General features: G+C 68.2%; 19 protein-coding genes. 12 read left to right on the top strand and 7 right to left on the bottom strand.

Annotated elements, in window-relative coordinates; translation table 11 throughout:
• Positions 1 to 97: 97 nt before the first annotated feature.
• Complete coding sequence (locus DK26_RS14235; protein ID WP_066473846.1) at positions 98 to 535, bottom strand: pilus assembly protein N-terminal domain-containing protein; 438 nt, start codon at positions 533 to 535, stop codon at positions 98 to 100.
• 493 nt (positions 536 to 1,028) lie between these two features.
• On the opposite strand from DK26_RS14235, the gene DK26_RS14230 reads away from it, so the two are divergent.
• The 9 genes from DK26_RS14230 to DK26_RS14190 all read left to right on the top strand — a co-directional run bounded on the left by DK26_RS14230 (position 1,029) and on the right by DK26_RS14190 (position 9,786).
• Complete coding sequence (locus tag DK26_RS14230; protein ID WP_066473445.1) at positions 1,029 to 1,199, top strand: Flp family type IVb pilin; 171 nt, start codon at positions 1,029 to 1,031, stop codon at positions 1,197 to 1,199.
• Between the two features lie 201 nt (positions 1,200 to 1,400).
• The gene (locus DK26_RS14225) at positions 1,401 to 1,913 is read left to right on the top strand and encodes a prepilin peptidase (protein WP_066473442.1); all 513 of its coding nucleotides are present in this window, start codon (positions 1,401 to 1,403) and stop codon (positions 1,911 to 1,913) included.
• Between the two features lie 127 nt (positions 1,914 to 2,040).
• The gene (gene cpaB, locus DK26_RS14220; protein WP_066473440.1) at positions 2,041 to 2,814 is read left to right on the top strand and encodes a Flp pilus assembly protein CpaB; all 774 of its coding nucleotides are present in this window, start codon (positions 2,041 to 2,043) and stop codon (positions 2,812 to 2,814) included.
• Positions 2,811 to 4,322 (top strand): type II and III secretion system protein family protein, encoded by a 1,512-nt coding sequence (locus DK26_RS14215; protein WP_248309968.1) that lies wholly within the window; start codon positions 2,811 to 2,813, stop codon positions 4,320 to 4,322. Before cpaB ends, DK26_RS14215 begins: the two co-directional genes overlap by 4 nt.
• 35 nt (positions 4,323 to 4,357) lie before the next feature.
• Positions 4,358 to 5,098: a CpaD family pilus assembly protein gene (locus tag DK26_RS14210; RefSeq protein ID WP_248309967.1), complete on the top strand. Its 741-nt coding sequence runs from the start codon at positions 4,358 to 4,360 to the stop codon at positions 5,096 to 5,098.
• Complete coding sequence (locus tag DK26_RS14205) at positions 5,098 to 6,354, top strand: P-loop NTPase (protein WP_066473437.1); 1,257 nt, start codon at positions 5,098 to 5,100, stop codon at positions 6,352 to 6,354. Before DK26_RS14210 ends, DK26_RS14205 begins: the two co-directional genes overlap by 1 nt.
• A 46-nt stretch (positions 6,355 to 6,400) precedes the next feature.
• Complete coding sequence (locus DK26_RS14200) at positions 6,401 to 7,795, top strand: CpaF family protein (RefSeq protein WP_248309979.1); 1,395 nt, start codon at positions 6,401 to 6,403, stop codon at positions 7,793 to 7,795.
• Between the two features lie 21 nt (positions 7,796 to 7,816).
• Positions 7,817 to 8,797 (top strand): type II secretion system F family protein, encoded by a 981-nt coding sequence (locus DK26_RS14195; RefSeq protein WP_066473433.1) that lies wholly within the window; start codon positions 7,817 to 7,819, stop codon positions 8,795 to 8,797.
• An 11-nt stretch (positions 8,798 to 8,808) separates the two neighbouring features.
• Positions 8,809 to 9,786: a type II secretion system F family protein gene (locus tag DK26_RS14190; RefSeq protein WP_066473431.1), complete on the top strand. Its 978-nt coding sequence runs from the start codon at positions 8,809 to 8,811 to the stop codon at positions 9,784 to 9,786.
• A gap of 221 nt (positions 9,787 to 10,007) precedes the next feature.
• On the opposite strand, the gene DK26_RS14185 is transcribed toward DK26_RS14190, so the two are convergent.
• Positions 10,008 to 10,868: a tetratricopeptide repeat protein gene (locus DK26_RS14185; RefSeq protein ID WP_066473430.1), complete on the bottom strand. Its 861-nt coding sequence runs from the start codon at positions 10,866 to 10,868 to the stop codon at positions 10,008 to 10,010.
• A 136-nt stretch (positions 10,869 to 11,004) separates the two neighbouring features.
• On the opposite strand from DK26_RS14185, the gene DK26_RS14180 reads away from it, so the two are divergent.
• From DK26_RS14180 to DK26_RS14170, 3 genes are all read left to right on the top strand, one after another.
• The gene (locus DK26_RS14180) at positions 11,005 to 12,390 is read left to right on the top strand and encodes a leucyl aminopeptidase family protein (RefSeq protein WP_066473423.1); all 1,386 of its coding nucleotides are present in this window, start codon (positions 11,005 to 11,007) and stop codon (positions 12,388 to 12,390) included.
• An 81-nt stretch (positions 12,391 to 12,471) separates the two neighbouring features.
• Positions 12,472 to 12,825: a MarR family transcriptional regulator gene (locus DK26_RS14175; RefSeq protein ID WP_066473420.1), complete on the top strand. Its 354-nt coding sequence runs from the start codon at positions 12,472 to 12,474 to the stop codon at positions 12,823 to 12,825.
• Positions 12,826 to 12,869: 44 nt separating this feature from the next.
• On the top strand, positions 12,870 to 13,739 hold the full coding sequence (locus DK26_RS14170; protein ID WP_066473418.1) for an NlpC/P60 family protein: 870 nt from the start codon (positions 12,870 to 12,872) through the stop codon (positions 13,737 to 13,739).
• Here the strand turns inward: DK26_RS14170 and DK26_RS14165 are convergent.
• Genes DK26_RS14165 through DK26_RS14145 form a run of 5 tightly spaced genes read right to left on the bottom strand, consistent with a single transcriptional unit; the run spans position 13,733 to position 18,051 of the window.
• Positions 13,733 to 14,677: a glyoxylate/hydroxypyruvate reductase A gene (locus DK26_RS14165; protein WP_066473416.1), complete on the bottom strand. Its 945-nt coding sequence runs from the start codon at positions 14,675 to 14,677 to the stop codon at positions 13,733 to 13,735. The two genes, DK26_RS14170 and DK26_RS14165, sit on opposite strands and share 7 nt — an antisense overlap.
• On the bottom strand, positions 14,674 to 15,999 hold the full coding sequence (gene deoA, locus DK26_RS14160; protein WP_066473413.1) for a thymidine phosphorylase: 1,326 nt from the start codon (positions 15,997 to 15,999) through the stop codon (positions 14,674 to 14,676). Before deoA ends, DK26_RS14165 begins: the two co-directional genes overlap by 4 nt.
• Positions 15,999 to 16,763, bottom strand: a complete 765-nt coding sequence (gene deoC, locus DK26_RS14155) for a deoxyribose-phosphate aldolase (RefSeq protein WP_066473407.1) — start codon at positions 16,761 to 16,763, stop codon at positions 15,999 to 16,001. Before deoC ends, deoA begins: the two co-directional genes overlap by 1 nt.
• Position 16,764: 1 nt before the next feature.
• Positions 16,765 to 17,577 (bottom strand): purine-nucleoside phosphorylase, encoded by an 813-nt coding sequence (locus tag DK26_RS14150; RefSeq protein WP_066473406.1) that lies wholly within the window; start codon positions 17,575 to 17,577, stop codon positions 16,765 to 16,767.
• 60 nt (positions 17,578 to 17,637) lie between these two features.
• Positions 17,638 to 18,051 (bottom strand): cytidine deaminase, encoded by a 414-nt coding sequence (locus DK26_RS14145; protein ID WP_066473404.1) that lies wholly within the window; start codon positions 18,049 to 18,051, stop codon positions 17,638 to 17,640.
• Between the last annotated feature and the right edge of the window lie 5 nt (positions 18,052 to 18,056).

Genomic DNA, 18,056 nt, shown 5'->3' with positions numbered 1-18,056 from the left:
CATGCTCGCCGGTCGGCGAGCATGAGCATTTTGAACAGGCTTGCGCTGAAGAACGGCATGGCCGGCCGGCACAGGCCGGCAGATGTCGCTGCGAAATTTAGCGCTTCTCGTCCGTTGCAGCGGCGTTACGCGCCCTGTTCTGGCCGCCGACCTCGTCGAAGAAGCGCTTGACGTCACCGAGCTGTGCCGCGGGCTGGCAGACCGGCGTGCACGAATAGCTCTCGCGCTCCAGGCCGCGCTGCACGGTCAGCACCGAATCGGTCGCGGCGCGCACCCGTACGGACGACTCCGCGAGCAGCGTGCCGCTGGCGTCGAGCGCGATCAGATTGGTCACGCCGAAGCTCTTGCCGGTGACCACCATCACGCCATTGCGCTGGATCGCGACGTCGGCGATCGCGGGATTGCCGACGATCACCGTCTGCGCCTTCTCGGGCAAACGCACCACCTTGGCGTGATCGACGGTGACGATCACCGACTCCTGGTGGTTCTCCGCAGCTGCCGGAGAGGGGGCCGGCACCGAGCGCGTCTGCGCCATTGCCGGGGAGAAGGCGGGCACGCCGGCCGCGATGGCGGCGATGAGAACAAGCCGCGAGGCGGTCATCGCAATCAACATGGCTCGCGCCCCAAGATTTCCAACAGGCCGAGCAAAGCCGAAAATGATGAACCAATCCCTAAGATGGCGATCTTGCCGACGCGGCGCGGGTCCCTCTGTGCGGCAAGGCTTTGGGTAATGCGTTGAAGTTGGGAGATTCGGTACGCGGATGGGGGGTGAAAGGAAGTTATGAGCTTTCAGAAGCAGGCACGAATACTGAAGTATGTAAAATTATAGCAATATATATACGCATATTTAACTCCTGAATTTAAATAGGAACGTGTTAACCATCTAAGAAACACCTGCGTAGTTCTCCGAATTCTTGAGTCGCTTTAACTGATCAGCAATGCGGCCCGTGTAGCTTCGCAATTGTCGCTGACCGAAGCCGATCCAGAGCGAAGGCAGCAGTCAAACCGTGGTGCAAAAGGAGACTACCATGACCAAGTTTTTCGCTCGCTTCGCCAAGGACGAATCCGGCGCGACCGCCATCGAGTACGGCCTGATCGCGGCCCTGATCGCTGTCGTCGCCATTGCCGGCATGCAGCTCGTCGGCACCGCCCTGAGCAACATCCTCGGCCGTATCGCCGCCGCGCTGAACGCCGCCTGATCAGCGGCCGGACGGTCACGCATCGCCTTTGAGGCGAGAGCTTCGAACGCCCCGGCCCCGCCGGGGCGTTCCTGTTTCGAAGACGGCGCCTGCCGCCATCGTCTGCACGCGAGCCTGCCGGCCGGTCCCGGCCTTTCCGTAAGGCTTTGGTGAGGCATCGCGGCCCATGCTGGCGCAGCTGAATGCCCGGGAGACGAAGCCATGTCGCTACCGCTGATCGCCATCCTCGTCGTCTTCCCCGCCGCCATGGCCTATGCGGCCGCGAGCGACATCGTCTCGATGACGATCTCGAACCGCCTCTGCCTGCTGCTGGTCGCGGCCTTCGCGCTCTGCGCCATCAGCCTCGGCCTGAGCTGGAGCCAGATCGGCTGGCATGTCGCGGCCGGCCTTCTCGTCCTCTTCGTCGGCATCGGCCTGTTCGCGGCCGGTTGGGTCGGGGGCGGCGACGCCAAGCTCGTTGCCGCGACGGCGCTCTGGTTCGGCTTCGAGCCGCTCCTGCCTTATCTGCTGGTGACTGCGATCGCCGGCGGTGTCCTCACCATCATCTTGTACCAGTTGCGCCAGGCGCCACTGCCCGGCCGGGCGGAGAACTGGGCCTGGGCGAAGCGGCTGCACGGTGTCCAGCAGGGCGTGCCCTATGGCGTGGCGCTCGCGTTCGGCGCGCTGGCCGTTCTGCCGCAAACAGCGATCTGGCGCGCAGCGATCGGTCTCTAGAGACGGCCTTGGCCGGCTACCGGGGCCGATCCCGCCAAAAAGATACGTCCGGTTAACCATAAGTTGACGATTCCGGCGGCACGATCCGGCTGAAGGGCCAGTTCGTGCTGGCTGAGGATCGCCAGCCATGAGTCCCGCCAGAATCATCATCCTCGCAATCGCGCTGGTCGCCGGGCTGGCCGCGGCGCTGTTGATCAGCCGGCCATCCAAGACCCCCGCCGTAACCAAGTACGAGCCGGCGCCGACCACCGAGGTGCTGATCGCGGCCGTCGACGTCCCCGTCGGAAACCGGCTTGCCGCCGGCGATCTGCGCTGGATCGCCTGGCCGCTGGCGAGCCTGCCCACCGGCGTGATTCGCCGCGAGGACGCGCCGGAGGGCGAAGCGGAATTCGTCGGCCAGGTCGCGCGGGCGCAACTCTTCGGCTCCGAGCCGATCCGCCGCGAGAAACTGATCCGCACCGACGCCTCGGGCTTCCTCTCGGCCATCCTGCCGGCCGGCAAGCGTGCCCTCGCCATCACCACCGACAGCCGCGGCGCCAACACCGCCGGCGGTTTCATCCTGCCCAATGATCGCGTCGACGTGATCCGCACCACCCGCGACGACAGCAACAGCAAGGATGGCTCGCCGCCGTTCAGCGAGGCCGTCCTGGTCAATGTCCGGGTGCTGGCGATCGGCCAGAACGTTCAGGAAAAGAACGGCGACAAGGTCGTGGTCGGCGAGACCGCGACCCTGGAGCTCGACCCGCATCAGGTCGACATCGTCACGCTCGCGCAGAAGACGAGTTCGCTTTCCCTCTCGCTGCGCAGTCTTCAGGACGCGGGCGACCAGAGCCCCCCGGCCAGCGAAGGCGGGATGACCCTCGTGCGCTACGGCGTGACCAGCAAGGGCGTGAAGCCATGACCCCCGCCATGATCCTCGCCATGCCCGATCTTCGCGCCGGCCGCTCCAGGACCCTGCGTTCCCGCCTGTCCATCGCCCTGCTGCCGCTTGCGGCGCTGATCGCGGCTCCGGCTGCGCTGGCCCAGGACCGCGGCGCCGCCCCGGTGCTCAACGTCGGGGCGAGCGAGCATGCGATCTCGCGCAAGCTCGATCTCTCGATCGGGCGCTCGCTGATCGTCGAACTGCCGCGCGACGCCAAGGAAGTGTTCGTCGCCAACCCCAAGGTCGCCAACGCCGTCGTGCGCTCGGCCCGCAAGCTCTTCATCATCGGCATGGCCGATGGCCAGACCTCGATGTTCGTGATGGATGCCGAAGGCAGGCAGATCACCGCGCTCGAGATCGAGGTTGGTCGCGATCTCAACGTTCTGCGCCAGACCCTGCGCTCGGCGATGCCCCAGGCGCAGATCCAGGTGAAGCCGGCCGGCAATTCGATCCTGCTGGTCGGCACCGTCGCCAGCGCCTCCGAGGCGACGCAGGCCATGGATATCGCGAGTGCCTTCGTCGGCAATTCGACCACGGGAGGGCTCATCCAGACGACCAGCAAGGGCGCGGTGATCAATTCGCTGACCATCCGCGGTCGCGACCAGGTCATGGTCAAGGTCGTCGTCTCCGAGGTCTCGCGCAAGGCGATCAAGCAGCTCGGCATCAACTCGACCGGCGAATGGAAGCTCGGCAAGTTCAGCATCACGCCGTCCATCGACAACCCGTTCCCGCTGCAGCCGCAGGCGCTCTCGGCCACCGCGATCGGCGCCGGCATCGGCAACTCCACCAACTTCACGCTGCGCGCGCTGGAGCGCGCCGGCCTCGCCCGCGTGCTGGCGGAACCGACCGTGACCGCCATCTCCGGCGAGAGCGCCAAGTTCATGGCTGGCGGCGAGATGCCGACGCCGATGGGTGTGAACTGCGATACCGATCAGCTCACCCGTCGCAGCACCAACTGCACGATCCAGCTCCAGTACAAGCCGGTCGGCGTATCCCTGAACTTCACGCCGATCGTGATGTCGGAGAACCGTATCTCGATGCGGGTCGCGACCGAGGTCACCGAGCTCGACTTCGAGAACCAGATCCGCCTCAACGACAATCTCAACGCGCCGGCTTTCCGCGTCCGCAAGTCGGACACCACGGTCGAGCTGCCTTCGGGCGGCACGCTCGCCACCGCCGGGCTGATCCAGCGCATCTCGCGGCAGTCGATCAACGGCCTGCCCGGGCTGATGAACATCCCGATCATCGGAACGCTGTTCCGTTCGCGCGACTATCAGCGCGAGGAAACCGAGCTGATGATCGCCGTGACGCCCTACATCGTCAAACCGGTCGATCCTGGCCAGATCAACCGGCCCGATGACGGTTTCGTCGAGGCTCATGACGCCCAGACGATTCTGATGGGGCGCCTCAACAAGATCTATGGAACGACCAGCGGCGGGCCCGTTCCCCAGGCCTATCGCGGCCGCGTCGGCTTCATCTCCGATTGAGGGCTGCGGGCATGCATCTGCAAGGGATGGCGAGCGTGACGACAGATGACAGAACCCAGATGTGCCGTCGCCGCCCGGCGGGTCTCCTGCCCGTGCTCGCGGCTGCGCTCGCCCTCGGTGCCTGCGCCAAGGGCGACCTGACGGCGGGAGGCGCGCCCTTCGACACGCGCGAGCGCCATCCGATCATCCTGCGCGACGCGCCGCGCTCGCTCGACGTCTTCGTCGGACGCGCCGGTGGCGGGCTCGATCCGCGCCAGGCCGACGATGTCGCGCGCTTCGGCCAGGATTATCGGCGCAGCGGTCGCGGCGGTCTGGTCGCGGAGGTGCCGACGGGTACCGGGCGGGAACTCGCCGCGCGCGACACACTCGAGGGCATTCGCCGCTCGCTCGCGCAAGCCGGAGTTTCCCAGGGGGCGCTCCAGGTCAGGACCTATCCGGTGGCCGATCCCGGCCTCGCCTCGCCGATTCGCCTGACCTATGCCTCGCTGCAGGCCGGTCTGCCGCATTCCTGCGGCCAATGGCCGGAGGATGCCGGGGTCTCGAGCTACAAGACCGACGCCTCGAACCAGCCTCTGTGGAATCTCGGCTGCGCGACGCAGGCCAATCTCGCAGCGCAGGTCGCCGACCCGCTCGATCTCGTCCGCGCCCGCAGCGAAGGCCGGCTCGACACCCAGAAGCGCATGGAGGCGATCAAGAAGCTGCGCGAGGGCAAGGATCCGTCGACCGAGTATCGCCAGGAGCAGACCGCGATCAGCACCGCCGTCGGAGGCAAGTGATGGCAGCCGGTCCGCTTCACGAAACGGAAATGTCCGGCGAGGAGATCATCGCTCCGCTGCCGCGCATCACCCTGCAGGCCTTCTGCGAGACGCAGGAGGTCGCGACCGCCATGCAGGCGGTGACGGCCGACCGGCGCATGGACAAGGCGCAGACCCGTATCCAGATGGGCGGCCCGGCAGCGGCGGTCGAGGCGTTCCGTGCCGCGCCGACGCCGAACGTCATCGTTCTCGAGACGGTGACAGAGCCGTCGCGCCTGATCGCCAGCCTCGATGCGCTGGCCGAGAGCTGCGACCCCGGTACCAAGGTCGTCGTCATCGGCCATGTCAACGACGTCCAGCTCTATCGCGACCTGATCCGCCGCGGGGTCAGCGACTATCTGATCGCCCCGCTAGGCGTGCTCGACGTGCTGCGCACGCTCTCCGAACTCTATGCGACGCCCGGCGCCGAGACGCTCGGGCGAACCATCGCCGTGGTCGGGGCCAAGGGCGGCGTCGGCGCTTCGACCGTAGCGCATAATCTCGCCTGGGCGATCGGCCGCAATCTCGACGCCTCGACCGTGATCGTCGACCTCGACATCGCCTTCGGCACCGCCGGGCTCGACTTCAACCAGGACCCGCCCCAGGGCATCGCCGAAGCGGTGTTCGCGCCCGATCGCCTTGATGCCAACATGCTCGACCGGCTGCTGTCGCGCTGCAGCGAGAATCTTGCTCTGCTCGCGGCGCCGGCCGTGCTCGATCGCACCGTCGATCTCTCCGAGGATTCGCTCGATCTGCTGCTCGACCTGCTGCGCGCCAGTGTGCCCTGCATCGTGCTCGACGTGCCCCATCTCTGGACCGGCTGGGCCAAGCGCACCCTGATCGGGGCCGACGAGGTGGTGATCGTCGCCGCGCCCGAGCTCGCTTCCCTGCGCAACGCCAAGAACCTGATGGACCTGCTGCGCGCCGCGCGCCCGAACGATTCGGTGCCGCGGCTGATCCTCAACCAGGTCGGGATCGCCAAGCGGCCGGAGATCGATGCGGCCGAGTTCGCCAAGGCGCTCGGCGTCGAGGTGATGAACGCGATTCCCTTCGATGCGCAGCTCTTCGGCACGGCGGCCAATAACGGGCAGATGATCGCCGAGGTCCAGGCCGGCGGCAAGGTCGCCGAGGCCTTCGTCCAGATCGCGATGGCGCTGACCGGCCGCGGTGAGGCCAAGCGCGGCAAGCGCAGCCTGTTCGAGCCGCTGGTCGCCAAGCTGATGCGCCGGAAGGCCTGAGATGTTCGGCAAGCGCAACGCCACCCTGCCGGTCGCACCGGTCTCGATGGCCCCGGCGGCCGCCGCGAGGCTGGCCGAGTCGCGGCCCGCCGCCGTCGAGGCCCGGCGCCCGCCGCCTCCGTCGGCACCGGTCGAGAGCGCGAAGTCCGACGAATACTACCAGATGAAGAGCATGATCTTCGGTGCTCTCATCGAAGCGATCGACCTCTCTCAGCTCGCCAAGCTCGACGGCGAATCCGCCCGCGAGGAAATCCGCGACATCATCAACGAGATCATCTCGCTGAAGAACGTCGTGCTCTCGATCGCCGAGCAGGAGGAGCTGCTCGACGACATCTGCAACGATGTCCTCGGCTACGGACCGCTGGAGCCGCTGCTGGCGCGCGATGACATCGCCGACATCATGGTCAACGGCGCCGGCCGGACCTTCATCGAGACCGGCGGCAAGATCCAGCTCACCAATGTCCGCTTCCGCGACAATGCCCAGCTGATGAACATCTGCCAGCGCATCGTCAGCCAGGTCGGCCGGCGCGTCGACGAAAGCTCGCCGATCTGCGACGCTCGTCTCGCCGATGGCTCGCGCGTCAACGTCATCGCCCCGCCGCTCGCCATCGACGGGCCGGCACTGACCATCCGCAAGTTCAAGAAGGACAAGCTGACCCTCGATCAGCTGGTCCGCTTCGGCGCCATCGCCCCGCCCGGTGCCGAGATCCTCAAGATCATCGGCAAGGTCCGCTGCAATCTGGTGATCTCGGGCGGCACCGGCTCGGGCAAGACGACGCTGCTCAACTGCCTGACCAATTATATCGAGCACGACGAGCGCGTGATCACCTGCGAGGACGCTGCCGAGCTGCAATTGCAGCAGCCGCACGTCGTGCGCCTCGAGACCCGCCCGCCCAATCTCGAGGGCACGGGCGCGGTGACGATGCGCGACCTCGTCAAGAACTGCCTGCGCATGCGGCCCGAGCGCATCATCGTCGGCGAGGTGCGCGGCCCGGAGGCCTTCGACCTGCTGCAGGCGATGAATACAGGCCATGACGGCTCGATGGGCACGCTGCACGCCAACACCCCGCGCGAATGCCTGAGCCGTATCGAATCGATGATCACCATGGGCGGTTTCAGCCTGCCCTCGAAGACGCTGCGCGAGATGATCTGCTCCTCGATCGACGTGATCATCCAGGCGCAGCGCATGCGCGACGGCTCGCGCCGCATCACCCATATCACCGAGGTGATGGGCATGGAGGGCGACGTCATCATCACCCAGGACCTGATGCTCTATGACGTGCTGGGCGAGGACCCGAACGGCAAGCTGATCGGCCGCCATCGCTCGACCGGGATCGGCCGCCCGCGCTTCTGGGAGCGGGCGCGCTATTTCGGCGAGGAGCAGCGCCTGGCCGCCGCCCTCGACGAGCTCGAGAGCCAGAACGATGCGACCGCGGCCTAACCTGAGGAGCGGGACGACGCCATGGATTTCGGGCTGATCGCCGCCATCCTTCTTGCCGCAATCTCGGCCGGCGGCGTCGCCTATGCGCTTTTCTATCCGACGCTCAGCGGCCAGGTGCGCGCCGAGCGCCGGCGCAAGGAATTCGCGAGTCCCGTCGTCACCCGCGCTGCCGCCGATCGTGAGGCGCAGAATCGCGCCAAGCGCGGCCAGGTGGCGCAGAGCCTCAAGGATATCGAGAACCGCGAGAAGGCGCGCAACAAGGCGACGCTCGAGGTCAGGATCCAGCAGGCGGGCCTGAGCTGGTCGCGCCGGCAGTACTTCATCTTCGCCGCGATCACGAGCGTCGTCACCGGCCTCGTCATGCTCATGGCGTCCGGCAACGGCGTGATCGGACTTGCCGGGCTCGTCGTCGGTGCGCTCGGTGTGCCGGCCTTCTACCTGAGCCTGCGTCGCAAGAAGCGTCTGAAGCGCTTCTCGAACGAGTTTCCCAACGCGCTCGACATCATCGTTCGCGGCATCAAATCCGGCCTGCCTCTGAACGACTGTCTGCGCATCATCGCCAGCGAGGCGCAGGAGCCGGTCAGGACCGAGTTTCGCCTGATCGTCGAGTCGCAGACGCTGGGCCTCGCCCTTACCGATGCCGCGGCCAAGCTGTTCGAGCGCATGCCCTGCGCCGAGGCCAACTTCTTCGGCATTGTGCTGGCGATCCAGCAGAAGACCGGCGGCAACCTCGCCGAAACCCTGGCCAATCTCTCCCGCGTCATCCGCGAGCGCCGCAAGATGCGCGACAAGATCGCCGCGGTCTCGATGGAGGCCAAGGCCTCGGCGGCGATCATCGGTTCGCTGCCCGTCGTCGTCGCTCTGCTCGTCTACCTGACCAGCCCACGGTACATCGAACTGCTCTGGCTGACCTCGACCGGCCAGATCGGTCTGGCCGCCGGCCTGGTCTGGATGACGATCGGTGTGCTGGTGATGAAGAAGATGATCAGTTTCGACATCTGAAGGGGAGAAGGATGCTTGCGCTCCTCATCGACAAGGCCATGGATTTCCAGTTCATGCTGGCGCTGCTCGCGGGGCTTGCCGTGGCTGCGACGATCGTCACCGTCGCCACTCCGCTGGTGGAGGGCAATGCTCTCGGCAAGCGGATGAAGAACGTCGCGACCGAGCGCGACAAGATCCGGGCCCGTGAACGAGACCGGCTGGCGCGCCAGAAGGACAAGGTCTCCTTGCGCCAGGAGCCGAAGGCGTTCATGCGGCAGATCGTCGACCAGTTCAAACTCGGCGACTGGCTCGGTACCGAGAACGCCAAGAAGCAGCTCGCTCTGGCCGGTTTCCGCGGTCAGCAGGCCGAGATCGGCTTCCTCTTCTTCCGCGCGGTCACGCCGATCGGCCTGTTCCTGCTCGCGCTGCTTTACGTCAACTTCGTCAACGACTTCGGCCTGTCGCAGATTAACCGGATCGCGATCGCCATCGCCGCCGCCTATCTCGGCATCAAGGCGCCGGAGATCTACCTTTCGAATGCCACCAAGAAGCGTCAGTTCTCGATGCGCCGCGCCTTTCCGGACGCGCTCGACCTGCTGCTGATCTGCGTCGAATCCGGCATGTCGATCGAGCTCGCCTTCCGCAAGGTCTCGACGGAGATCGGCAGCCAGTCGGTGCCGCTGGCCGAGGAGTTCGCGCTCTGCACCGCGGAACTGTCCTATCTGGCGGAGCGCCGCCAGGCCTATGAGAATCTCGCGGCGCGAACCGGGCTGGAAACGGTGAAGTCGGTCTGCACGGCGCTGATCCAGGCCGAGCGCTACGGCACGCCGCTCGGCACGGCGCTGCGCACGCTCGCCCAGGAAAGCCGTGACCAGCGCATGAACGAGGCCGAGAAGAAGGCTGCGGCATTGCCGCCGAAGCTGACCGTTCCGATGATCCTGTTCTTCCTGCCGGTGCTGTTCATCGTCATCATGACGCCGGCCTTCATCAAGCTGATCGACATGAAGTGATCGCGGCGCAGGAGTGTGGCGCGGATTCCGGCCACCCTGACACCCTGCCGGCCGTGAACAGGCGCTTGGGGAAGGTTGCTACGACCCGCCTTGTCCCGAAAGGCGCGGCCTGCACCGGCAAGGCCGGCCAGGCGCGCTTGTGCCGTTCGAACGGCGCTCTAGGAGCTCGCGAGGTAACGTGCCGGTTTCGGCGTGGCTCCAGCGCCGGAGCGCAAGCCGCCTCAGCCGGCCTGGCCGCTCTCCGCATCGACCGGCGCCGGCGCGGGGCTGGCGGTGCGAGGCGCCTGTGCTTTGCCCTTGCCGCCGCGCAGCAGGTCCCAGCTGTTGGGCTGGCTGACCGAGCGGCGCAGATAGGCGACGGTCGCCGTCGCTTCGGCCGGGCTCATATCCTGGCGGGCGATCTGCTCCGCTTCCGGAAAGCGCCCCTGCAGCCCGAGCACCAGGACGAGGTTCTGCCGGACGCGGGCATCGCTGCCGGGCGCCGCGGCAGCCTCGCGCAGCACGCGCTCGGCCTCGGGCAGGCGCTTCGACAAGGCGAGCGAGAGGCCGAGATTGGACATCACCGTCGGCTCGTTCGGCGCCAGCCTGAGCGCAGTCTGGTAGATCTGCTGGGCGCGGTCGTGTTCGCCGAGCTGGTCCGCGACGGTGCCTTGCGCCGAGAGCACCCGCCAGTCCGGCTTCTCCGGAGTATGGGCGCGGCTCAGCACGTCGTCGGCTTCCTTCAGGCGGCCATTATCGGCGAGCGAGCGGCCATAGGCGCCGAGCAGTTCGAGGTCGTTGGTATGGGCCAGCACGGCGCCTTGCAGGACGGCGAGCGCCTGCGCGTTCTTGTCGAGCGCCCGCAGCGCCCTGGCGTAGAAGAAGGCGGCGTTGCGGTCCTTCGAGTTGGCCTCGTAGCGCTTGGCCCATTGCGCCTCCTCGGCGCGCCACTGCTCCTGTCCTCGTGGCTGGCTGGCGCTGTTGCTGATCGAGCCGGTGACGTCGCCCGGGCCGCCGCGCATCTGGCAGGCGCCGAGGGCGAGGCAGGCGAGGGAGACCGCGGCGAAACGACGGATGCGGGAGGATATCATGGGCTTGGACATCGGCCGGACTGCCTCGCCGGTTACGGAACACTGTTGCCTGCGGTGATAAAACGTTAACCCTAACGGACTGTTAACCAGCCGGATTCGCGTGGCTCACAAGGGCCGCCATGGTCCCCTTGCGAGAGGTTCTGCGCCCGTGCACGTTTTGCTTCAGCCCGCCGGTTCGCCTGCCATTCCCGTCCATTGCGTCGCCGCGGGTGGCTGGCCGGAGCTCAGGGCGGGCCTGGCGCCGCTGGCGCGCGCCTTCGCCCAGGCACAGGGCTTCGAGGCGCGCCCCGGCCAGCATGTCATGCTGCCGGATGCCAGCGGGGCGCTCGCCGCCGTTCTGCTCGGCGTCGAGCCGGCGACGGCCCGGCGGCGCGATCCCTTCGCGCCCGGCCGGCTCGCGGCGCTGCTGCCGGCCGGCGATTGCGCGCTTGCCGGCGAGATCGGCGAGCCTGGCCTCGCGGCGCTCGGCTGGCTGCTGTCGGCCTATCGCTTCGATCGCTACCGCAAGCCCAAGCCGGCGACGGCGCGGCTCGTCCTGCCGGCCGGCGTCGATGGCGAGGAACTGACCAATCTCGCGGAATCGACTGCGCTCGCCCGCGATCTCATCAACACCCCGGCCAACGATCTCGGCCCGGCCGAGATCGAGGCGGCGGTGCGGGCGCTCGGCGAGGCCTTCGGCGCCGATGTCACCAGCATCGTCGGCGACGACCTGCTCGCGGCCAATTTCCCGATGATCCATGCGGTCGGCCGTGCCTCGCCGCGGGCGCCGCGGCTGATCGATCTGCGCTGGGGCGAGGAGGGCGATCCCCGCCTGACCCTGGTCGGCAAGGGCGTCGCCTTCGATACGGGCGGGCTCAATCTCAAGCCCGATGCCAGCATGCTTCTGATGAAGAAGGACATGGGCGGCGCCGCCGCGGCCATCGCCGCGGCGCGGATGATCATGCAGGCGAAGCTGCGCGTCAGGCTGCGCCTGTTGGTCCCGGCGGTCGAGAATGCGGTGTCCGGTGCGGCCTTCCGCCCCGGCGACGTCTTGCAGAGCCGCAAGGGGCTAAAGGTCGAGATCGGCAATACCGATGCCGAGGGACGCCTGATCCTCGCCGACGCGCTGGCGCTGGCCGATGAGGAGGCGCCGGAGCTGCTGATTGACTACGCCACGCTGACCGGCGCGGCCCGCGTCGCGCTCGGCCCGGACCTGCCGCCCTTCTACACTCACGACGAGGGTCTGGCGGCCGAGATCGGAAGGCTCGGCATGGCGGTGAACGACCCGGTCTGGCGGCTGCCGCTCTGGCCGGCCTATGACGCCCTGCTCGATTCCAAGGTGGCCGAGGTCAACCATATCTCTGGCGGGCCGTTCGCCGGCTCGGTCACGGCCGCGCTATTCCTCAACCGTTTCGTCGAGAAATCCGTCTCCTACGCCCATTTCGACATCTATGGCTGGAATTCCTCGGCCAAGCCCGGCCGGCCGGAGGGTGGCGAGTGCCAGGGCGCCCGGCTGACCTATGCGCTCGCAAGGCAGCTCTATCCGGCGCGTTAAGCCTGTCTGGCGTCACCTGTTGCGCCGCCCTGGCGCTACGATAATGATACGGCCCCGTAACGATCGGGGGAACGGGCGCTCATGGCGCTGGAGATCAAACCGTCTCAGGCGCTCAAGCTCTGGCGCCAGGTCCATCTCGACCTGGTCCAGGACGCGCATTCCGACCTGTCGGTGCGCCAGACGGCGATCCTTTTGACGATCTATCTTGAGTTGCCGCCGCATACGGTGCGCGGCCTCGCCAGCCGTCTCGGCGTCACCAAGCCGGTGATCACCCGCGCGCTGGACTCGATGGGCAAGCTCGGTCTGGTGACGCGCCGCCGTGACGAGACGGACAAGCGCAATGTCGTGATCCAGCGCACGGTCGCGGGCGCGCTCGCCGTCGAGCATCTCGCCGATCTCGTGACGGCGCGGGCGCGCGAACTCGGCCCGGCATAAGCGGGCATCTTCGCCTGTTAACCCGGCAGCGATAGACTAGCGCCATGACACAGATTCTCGACCGCCGCCTCACTCCTGCCCGGCCCGATCTCGCCGCCCGCCATCTCGATGGCCAGGTCGAGGCGCTGGCCTTCGCCGACCCCGTGCCGATGCGCGTGGTGCTGCCCGTCACGCCGCTGCGCCGCGAGCCGCGCCCGGATGCGGCGCTGGACACGCAGGCGCTCGCCGGCGAGCAGGTCCGCGTCTACGAGCAGCATGAGGGCTGGGCCTGGGGCCAGCTCGTCGGCGATTCCTATGTCGGCTACATCCCGGAGGACGCGCTCGCGGGCGATGCGGCAGTGCCGACCCATCGCGTCCGGGCGCTGCGGACCTTCGTCTATCCCGGCCCGTCGATCAAACTGCCCCCGCTCGAGGATCTCTCGCTCGGCGCCATGCTCGCCATCACCGGTGAAAGCGGCGATTTCTTCGTCACCGCGCGCGGGGGGCACGTCTTCAAGCAGCATCTCTGTACCCGCGACGTGCACGAGCCGGATTTCGTGGGGGTCGCCGAACGCTTCCTCGAAGTGCCCTATCTCTGGGGCGGCAAGACCAGCCTCGGCCTTGACTGCTCGGCGCTGGTCCAGCTTGCGCTGGCGGCGGCCGGCATGGCTGCGCCGCGCGATTCCGACCTGCAGGAGAAGGGGCTCGGCGAACCAGTCACCTTCGACGAGGACCTCACAGGTCTGCAGCGGGGCGATCTTGTCTTCTGGAAGGGCCATGTCGGGATCATGACCGATCCTGAGACCCTGCTGCACGCCACAGCGTTCTCGATGAGCGTGATCCGCGAGCCGCTGCGCCCGGCGCGTGATCGCATCCTCGCCCGCAATGGCGGGCCGATCACCGCGATCAAGCGCTTCGCTGGCGCGGCTCAGTAGCCGCGCGCGGGATCGACGATGTGCTCGAGCGGCTCGCCCGCCTCGAGCCGCCTGATCTGCGCCGCAACCTGCGCCGCGACGGTCTCGGGTGCCGACATCGCCGCGTTGTGCGGGGTGACCGTCACCGAAGGGTGTGCCCAGAGCGGCGAATCCTGCGGCAGCGGCTCGGTCTCGAACACATCGAGCACCGCCGCCTTGAGCTCGCCGGCGGCGAGCGCGGCGAGGATGTCGGCTTCGACCTGGAGCCCGCCGCGCCCGGCATTGATCAGCACCGGCCCGCCAAGGCGGCCGTCGCGCGCCAGCCCCGCGAACAGGGCGCGGTTCAGCATGCCGCGCGTCTCCGGCGTCAGTGGCACGAGGCAGACGAGGATGTCCGTCCTTGCCAGGAACTCGGCCATGCCGGCTTCGCCGGAATAGGTCGGAACCCCGTCGATCGCCTTCGGCGAGCGGCTCCAGCCGGCGACGTCGAAGCCGATGACGCGCAGCTTGGCGACCGCGTCGAGCCCGAGCTCGCCCAGCCCCATCACGCCGACACGGACCTCGCGCGCCGCCGGCTGGTTGCGGTCGTCCTCCCAGATGCCCGCGCGCTGCTGCGCCATGTAGCGCGGCAGTTGTCGGAGCTGCGACAGGCAGTGCAGCACGACATATTCGCTCATCCGCGTCGTCAGATCGGGGTCGACGACCCGCGCGATCGGCACCTGCGGCAGCCGGGAATCGGCGAAGATGTGGTCGACGCCGGCACCGAGCGAGAAGATCGCCGCGAGATTGGGCAGGCCGGCGAGGCTGCCCTCGGGATGCTTCCAGCTCGCGACATAGTGCACGGCACGCCGGTCGAAGGGCTCGCCGAGCGTTACCACCGGCAGTTCCGGCAATAGGGCGGCGAAACGCGCGCGCCAGTCCTCGACATGCCAGACGGTCATTGCCACCAACAGGCTCATGGCTGGGATGCCTCCGTAACGGGAATGATCAAGGGGCCGCGTTCCACCGGGACGTCGCCGAGCCGGTAGGCGGCGCGCAGCCGCGCCTGCGCCGCCGAAAAGCCGGCCTCGTCGCGCGCATGGACGATGCCGAGCGGCCGGTCGGGTCCGACGCTGTCGCCGATGCCGGCGAGTTCGACGATGCCTACGGCATGGTCGATCGCGTCCTGCGGGCGCGTCCGCCCGCCACCGAGCGCGACCACGGCGAGCCCGACGGCGCGCGTGTCGATCTTCGTGACGATGCCGGCGCGTTCCGGCAGCACCGGCCGGACCAACGGTGCCGCGGCAAGGTGCGCCTGCGGGCGCTCCAGCAGATCGGCCGGGCCGCCCAGCGCCACAACCATGCGGGCGAAGCGCTCGGCCGCCGCGCCACTGGCGAAGGTGGCCTCGATCTTCGCCGTCGCCTCCTCGATGGTCGCGGCGAGCTTGCCGAGAAGCAGCATCTGCGCGGCGAGTGCCACCGTCACCTCGTGGAAGCGCGGCTCGCGCCGGCGCCCGGTCAAATGGTCGAGCGCATAGGCGACCTCGAGCCCGTTGCCGGCGGCGGAGGCGAGCGGCTCGTCCATGTCGGTCAGCAGCGCCGTGGTCGGCAGGCCTGCACCATTGGCGACGCTGACCAGCGCCGCGGCGAGTTCGCGCGCCTTCTCCAGTGGCGGCAGGAAGGCGCCGGAGCCGAACTTCACGTCCATGGCGAGGCCGTGCAGCCCGGCAGCGAGCTTCTTCGACAGGATCGAGGAGGTCAGCAGCGGGATGGTCTCGACCGTGCCGGTGACGTCGCGGATGGCGTAGAGACGGCGGTCGGCCGGGGCGAGATCGGCGGTCTGGCCGATGATGGCGCAGCCGGCCTCGCGCACCACCTTGCGGAAAAGCTCGAGCCCGGGCTGGGTGAGATAGCCCGGTACGGCATCAAGCTTGTCGAGCGTGCCGCCGGTATGGCCGAGGCCGCGCCCCGAGATCATCGGCACATGGCCGCCGCAGGCCGCGACCGCCGCCGCCAGCGGCAGGCTGACCGTATCGCCGACGCCACCGGTCGAATGCTTGTCGAGCGCCGGGCCCGGCAGGTCGCTCCAGTCGAGCACCGTGCCGGAATCGCGCATCGCCAGCGTCATCGCGACGCGTTCCTCAGCGTCCATGCCGCTGAAGAAGATCGCCATGGCGAAGGCCGCAGCCTGGCCCTCGCTGATGCCGCCATCGGTCAGGCCGGCGACCATCTGCCGGATATCGGCGGCGGCGAGCTTTGCACCGTCGCGCTTGGCAGTGATGATCTCCTGGGGCAGGCGCATCAATAGGCTCCGTCGGTGCGTTCGCCCGCGACGGTGCCGGCGATGATGTCGGCGAGCACGCCATAGAGCCCGCTGGCGCCGAAGCGGAAGGTTCTCGGCGTCGCCCAGCCCGGCCCCATGATCTCGTCGGCGAGATCGAGATAGGTCCGCGCATCGGCGAGCGTCCGCAGGCCGCCTGACGGCTTCAGCCCGACCGGCCGGCCCGACGCCTTGATCGCCTCCAGCATGGTCCGCGCCGCCTCGGGAGTTGCCGAGGTTGCGGTCTTGCCGGTCGAGGTCTTGATGAAGTCGGCGCCGGCGGCGATGGCGAGCTCGGAAGCCGCACGCACGGCACCCTGGTCGGGGTACTCGCCGGTTTCGAGAATGACCTTCAGCGTCTTGTCGCCGCAGCGCGCCCTGGCCTCGGCCACCATGTCGCGGGCGCTGGCGAGGTCGCCGGCGAGGAAGGCGCGCCAGGGCAGCACGAGGTCGATCTCGTCGGAGCCATCGGCGAGCGCCTCGGACAGGTCGTTCTCGATCAGGCTGCAATTGCTGCCGCCGGCCGGGAAATTGATCACGGTCGCGATCTGGACCGGCTGCTCGCGCAGCGCCCTTCGTGCCGTCTTGACGAATTGCGGCCACAAGCAGATCGCCGCCACCGGCCCGGGCGGCGCGACGGCGCGGGTGCAGAGTTGCAGCGCGCCGGTCTCCGTCGCCCGTTCCGAAAGATCGGTCAGGTCGAGCAGCCTGAGGGCGCGCAGCGCGAGATCGCTGTCTTCAGTCACGTCAGAGGTCCGTCAGGAAGGCGCGGAAGACGCGGCGCAGCCCGGCGGTCGCGGCGGCGGCGACGTCGCGGGTCTCGCCATGGCTCGGCGCGCCGCCGAGCATGCCGGCAGCCATGTTGGTGATGATCGAGATGCCGGCGACGCGTAGCCCGTGCCGCCGCGCCAGGATCACCTCCGGCACCGTCGACATGCCGACGAGATCGGCGCCGAGCAGCTTCGCCATCCTGATCTCGGCCGGCGTCTCGAAGCTCGGCCCGCTGAACCACATATAGACGCCTTCGCCCATATTGGCGCCGCTGGTGGCGGCGGCCTTCTTCAGCCGGGCGCGCAGATGCGGATCATAGGCGTCGACCATCGGCACGAAGCGGCCGTCGCCGACATCGCCGACCAGCGGGTTCGGCCCGTTGAAGTTGATGTGGTCGGTGATCAGCGCCAGGCTGCCGGGCCGCAGATCCGGCCGCAGCGAACCGGCGGCATTGGTCAGCACCAAAGGCGGCGAGCCGAACGCTGTCAGAAGGCCGAGCGGCACGCGCATGATCGCCGGATCGCCGGTCTCGTAGAAATGCGCCCGGCCCTCGAAGATCAGCACCTTCTTGCCGTAGAGCAGGCCATAGCTGACCTGCTTGGCATGGCCGGAGACCGAGCCCTGCGGAAAGCCGGGAATCTCAGCGAACGGTATCGAGACCGTATCGGTCATATCGTCGACGATGCGCCCGAGCCCGGTGCCGAGCACGATCGCGCAGTCGATGCCGCCATCGATGCCACGGTCGATCAGGACCGATGCCGCTTGGTCGAAAAGCGGATCCGCCGCCATAATGTACGCTCCATCGGCGCGCCGCGCGCGCCGTCTCAGGCGGCTCTCGGGCGCCGCAAATCACTTCGGCAAATTGGCCGGTCCGAAGGAGGCTGGCAACAGCTCGGCGAGCGAAAAGCGCGCCCGCACCCCGTCCGGCCCGGCGATCAGCACCGGCGTCTCCGGCGCCGCGAATTCGCGGATACGCTGGCGGCAGGCGCCGCAGGGCGTCACCAGCTCCTCGCCCGGCCCGATGACCAGGATGGCGCGGATCGCGCGGGCGCCGCCTGCGACCATCGCCGAGATCGCCCCGGCCTCGGCGCAGGCGCCGACCGGATAGGCGGCGTTCTCGACATTGCAGCCGGCATGGACGCTCCCGTCTGCGGCGAGGATCGCGGCGCCGACCGGGAAGCGTGAATAGGGTGCATAGGCGCGCGCCTGCGCGGCCTGCGCGGCAGTGAAGAGGGCGTCGATTTCGGTCGTGGCGGGGCCCATGGCGG

It is taken from the genome of Allobosea sp. WAO (genome assembly GCF_001509835.1).
In the GTDB taxonomy this organism is placed as follows: domain Bacteria; phylum Pseudomonadota; class Alphaproteobacteria; order Rhizobiales; family Beijerinckiaceae; genus Allobosea.
This window is presented reverse-complemented; position numbering and strand designations above follow the sequence as displayed.

What these genes read in the sequence shown, in the direction of transcription:
- DK26_RS14235 (WP_066473846.1), bottom strand. Translation starts at nt 535, where the DNA reads ATGGCGCAGACGCGCTCGGTGCCGGCCCCCTCTCCGGCAGCTGCGGAG.
- DK26_RS14230 (WP_066473445.1), top strand. Translation starts at nt 1,029, where the DNA reads ATGACCAAGTTTTTCGCTCGCTTCGCCAAGGACGAATCCGGCGCGACC.
- DK26_RS14225 (WP_066473442.1), top strand. Translation starts at nt 1,401, where the DNA reads ATGTCGCTACCGCTGATCGCCATCCTCGTCGTCTTCCCCGCCGCCATG.
- cpaB (WP_066473440.1), top strand. Translation starts at nt 2,041, where the DNA reads ATGAGTCCCGCCAGAATCATCATCCTCGCAATCGCGCTGGTCGCCGGG.
- DK26_RS14215 (WP_248309968.1), top strand. Translation starts at nt 2,811, where the DNA reads ATGACCCCCGCCATGATCCTCGCCATGCCCGATCTTCGCGCCGGCCGC.
- DK26_RS14205 (WP_066473437.1), top strand. Translation starts at nt 5,098, where the DNA reads ATGGCAGCCGGTCCGCTTCACGAAACGGAAATGTCCGGCGAGGAGATC.
- DK26_RS14200 (WP_248309979.1), top strand. Translation starts at nt 6,401, where the DNA reads ATGGCCCCGGCGGCCGCCGCGAGGCTGGCCGAGTCGCGGCCCGCCGCC.
- DK26_RS14195 (WP_066473433.1), top strand. Translation starts at nt 7,817, where the DNA reads ATGGATTTCGGGCTGATCGCCGCCATCCTTCTTGCCGCAATCTCGGCC.
- DK26_RS14190 (WP_066473431.1), top strand. Translation starts at nt 8,809, where the DNA reads ATGCTTGCGCTCCTCATCGACAAGGCCATGGATTTCCAGTTCATGCTG.
- DK26_RS14185 (WP_066473430.1), bottom strand. Translation starts at nt 10,868, where the DNA reads ATGTCCAAGCCCATGATATCCTCCCGCATCCGTCGTTTCGCCGCGGTC.
- DK26_RS14175 (WP_066473420.1), top strand. Translation starts at nt 12,472, where the DNA reads ATGGCGCTGGAGATCAAACCGTCTCAGGCGCTCAAGCTCTGGCGCCAG.
- DK26_RS14170 (WP_066473418.1), top strand. Translation starts at nt 12,870, where the DNA reads ATGACACAGATTCTCGACCGCCGCCTCACTCCTGCCCGGCCCGATCTC.
- DK26_RS14165 (WP_066473416.1), bottom strand. Translation starts at nt 14,677, where the DNA reads ATGAGCCTGTTGGTGGCAATGACCGTCTGGCATGTCGAGGACTGGCGC.
- deoA (WP_066473413.1), bottom strand. Translation starts at nt 15,999, where the DNA reads ATGCGCCTGCCCCAGGAGATCATCACTGCCAAGCGCGACGGTGCAAAG.
- DK26_RS14150 (WP_066473406.1), bottom strand. Translation starts at nt 17,577, where the DNA reads ATGGCGGCGGATCCGCTTTTCGACCAAGCGGCATCGGTCCTGATCGAC.
- DK26_RS14145 (WP_066473404.1), bottom strand. Translation starts at nt 18,051, where the DNA reads ATGGGCCCCGCCACGACCGAAATCGACGCCCTCTTCACTGCCGCGCAG.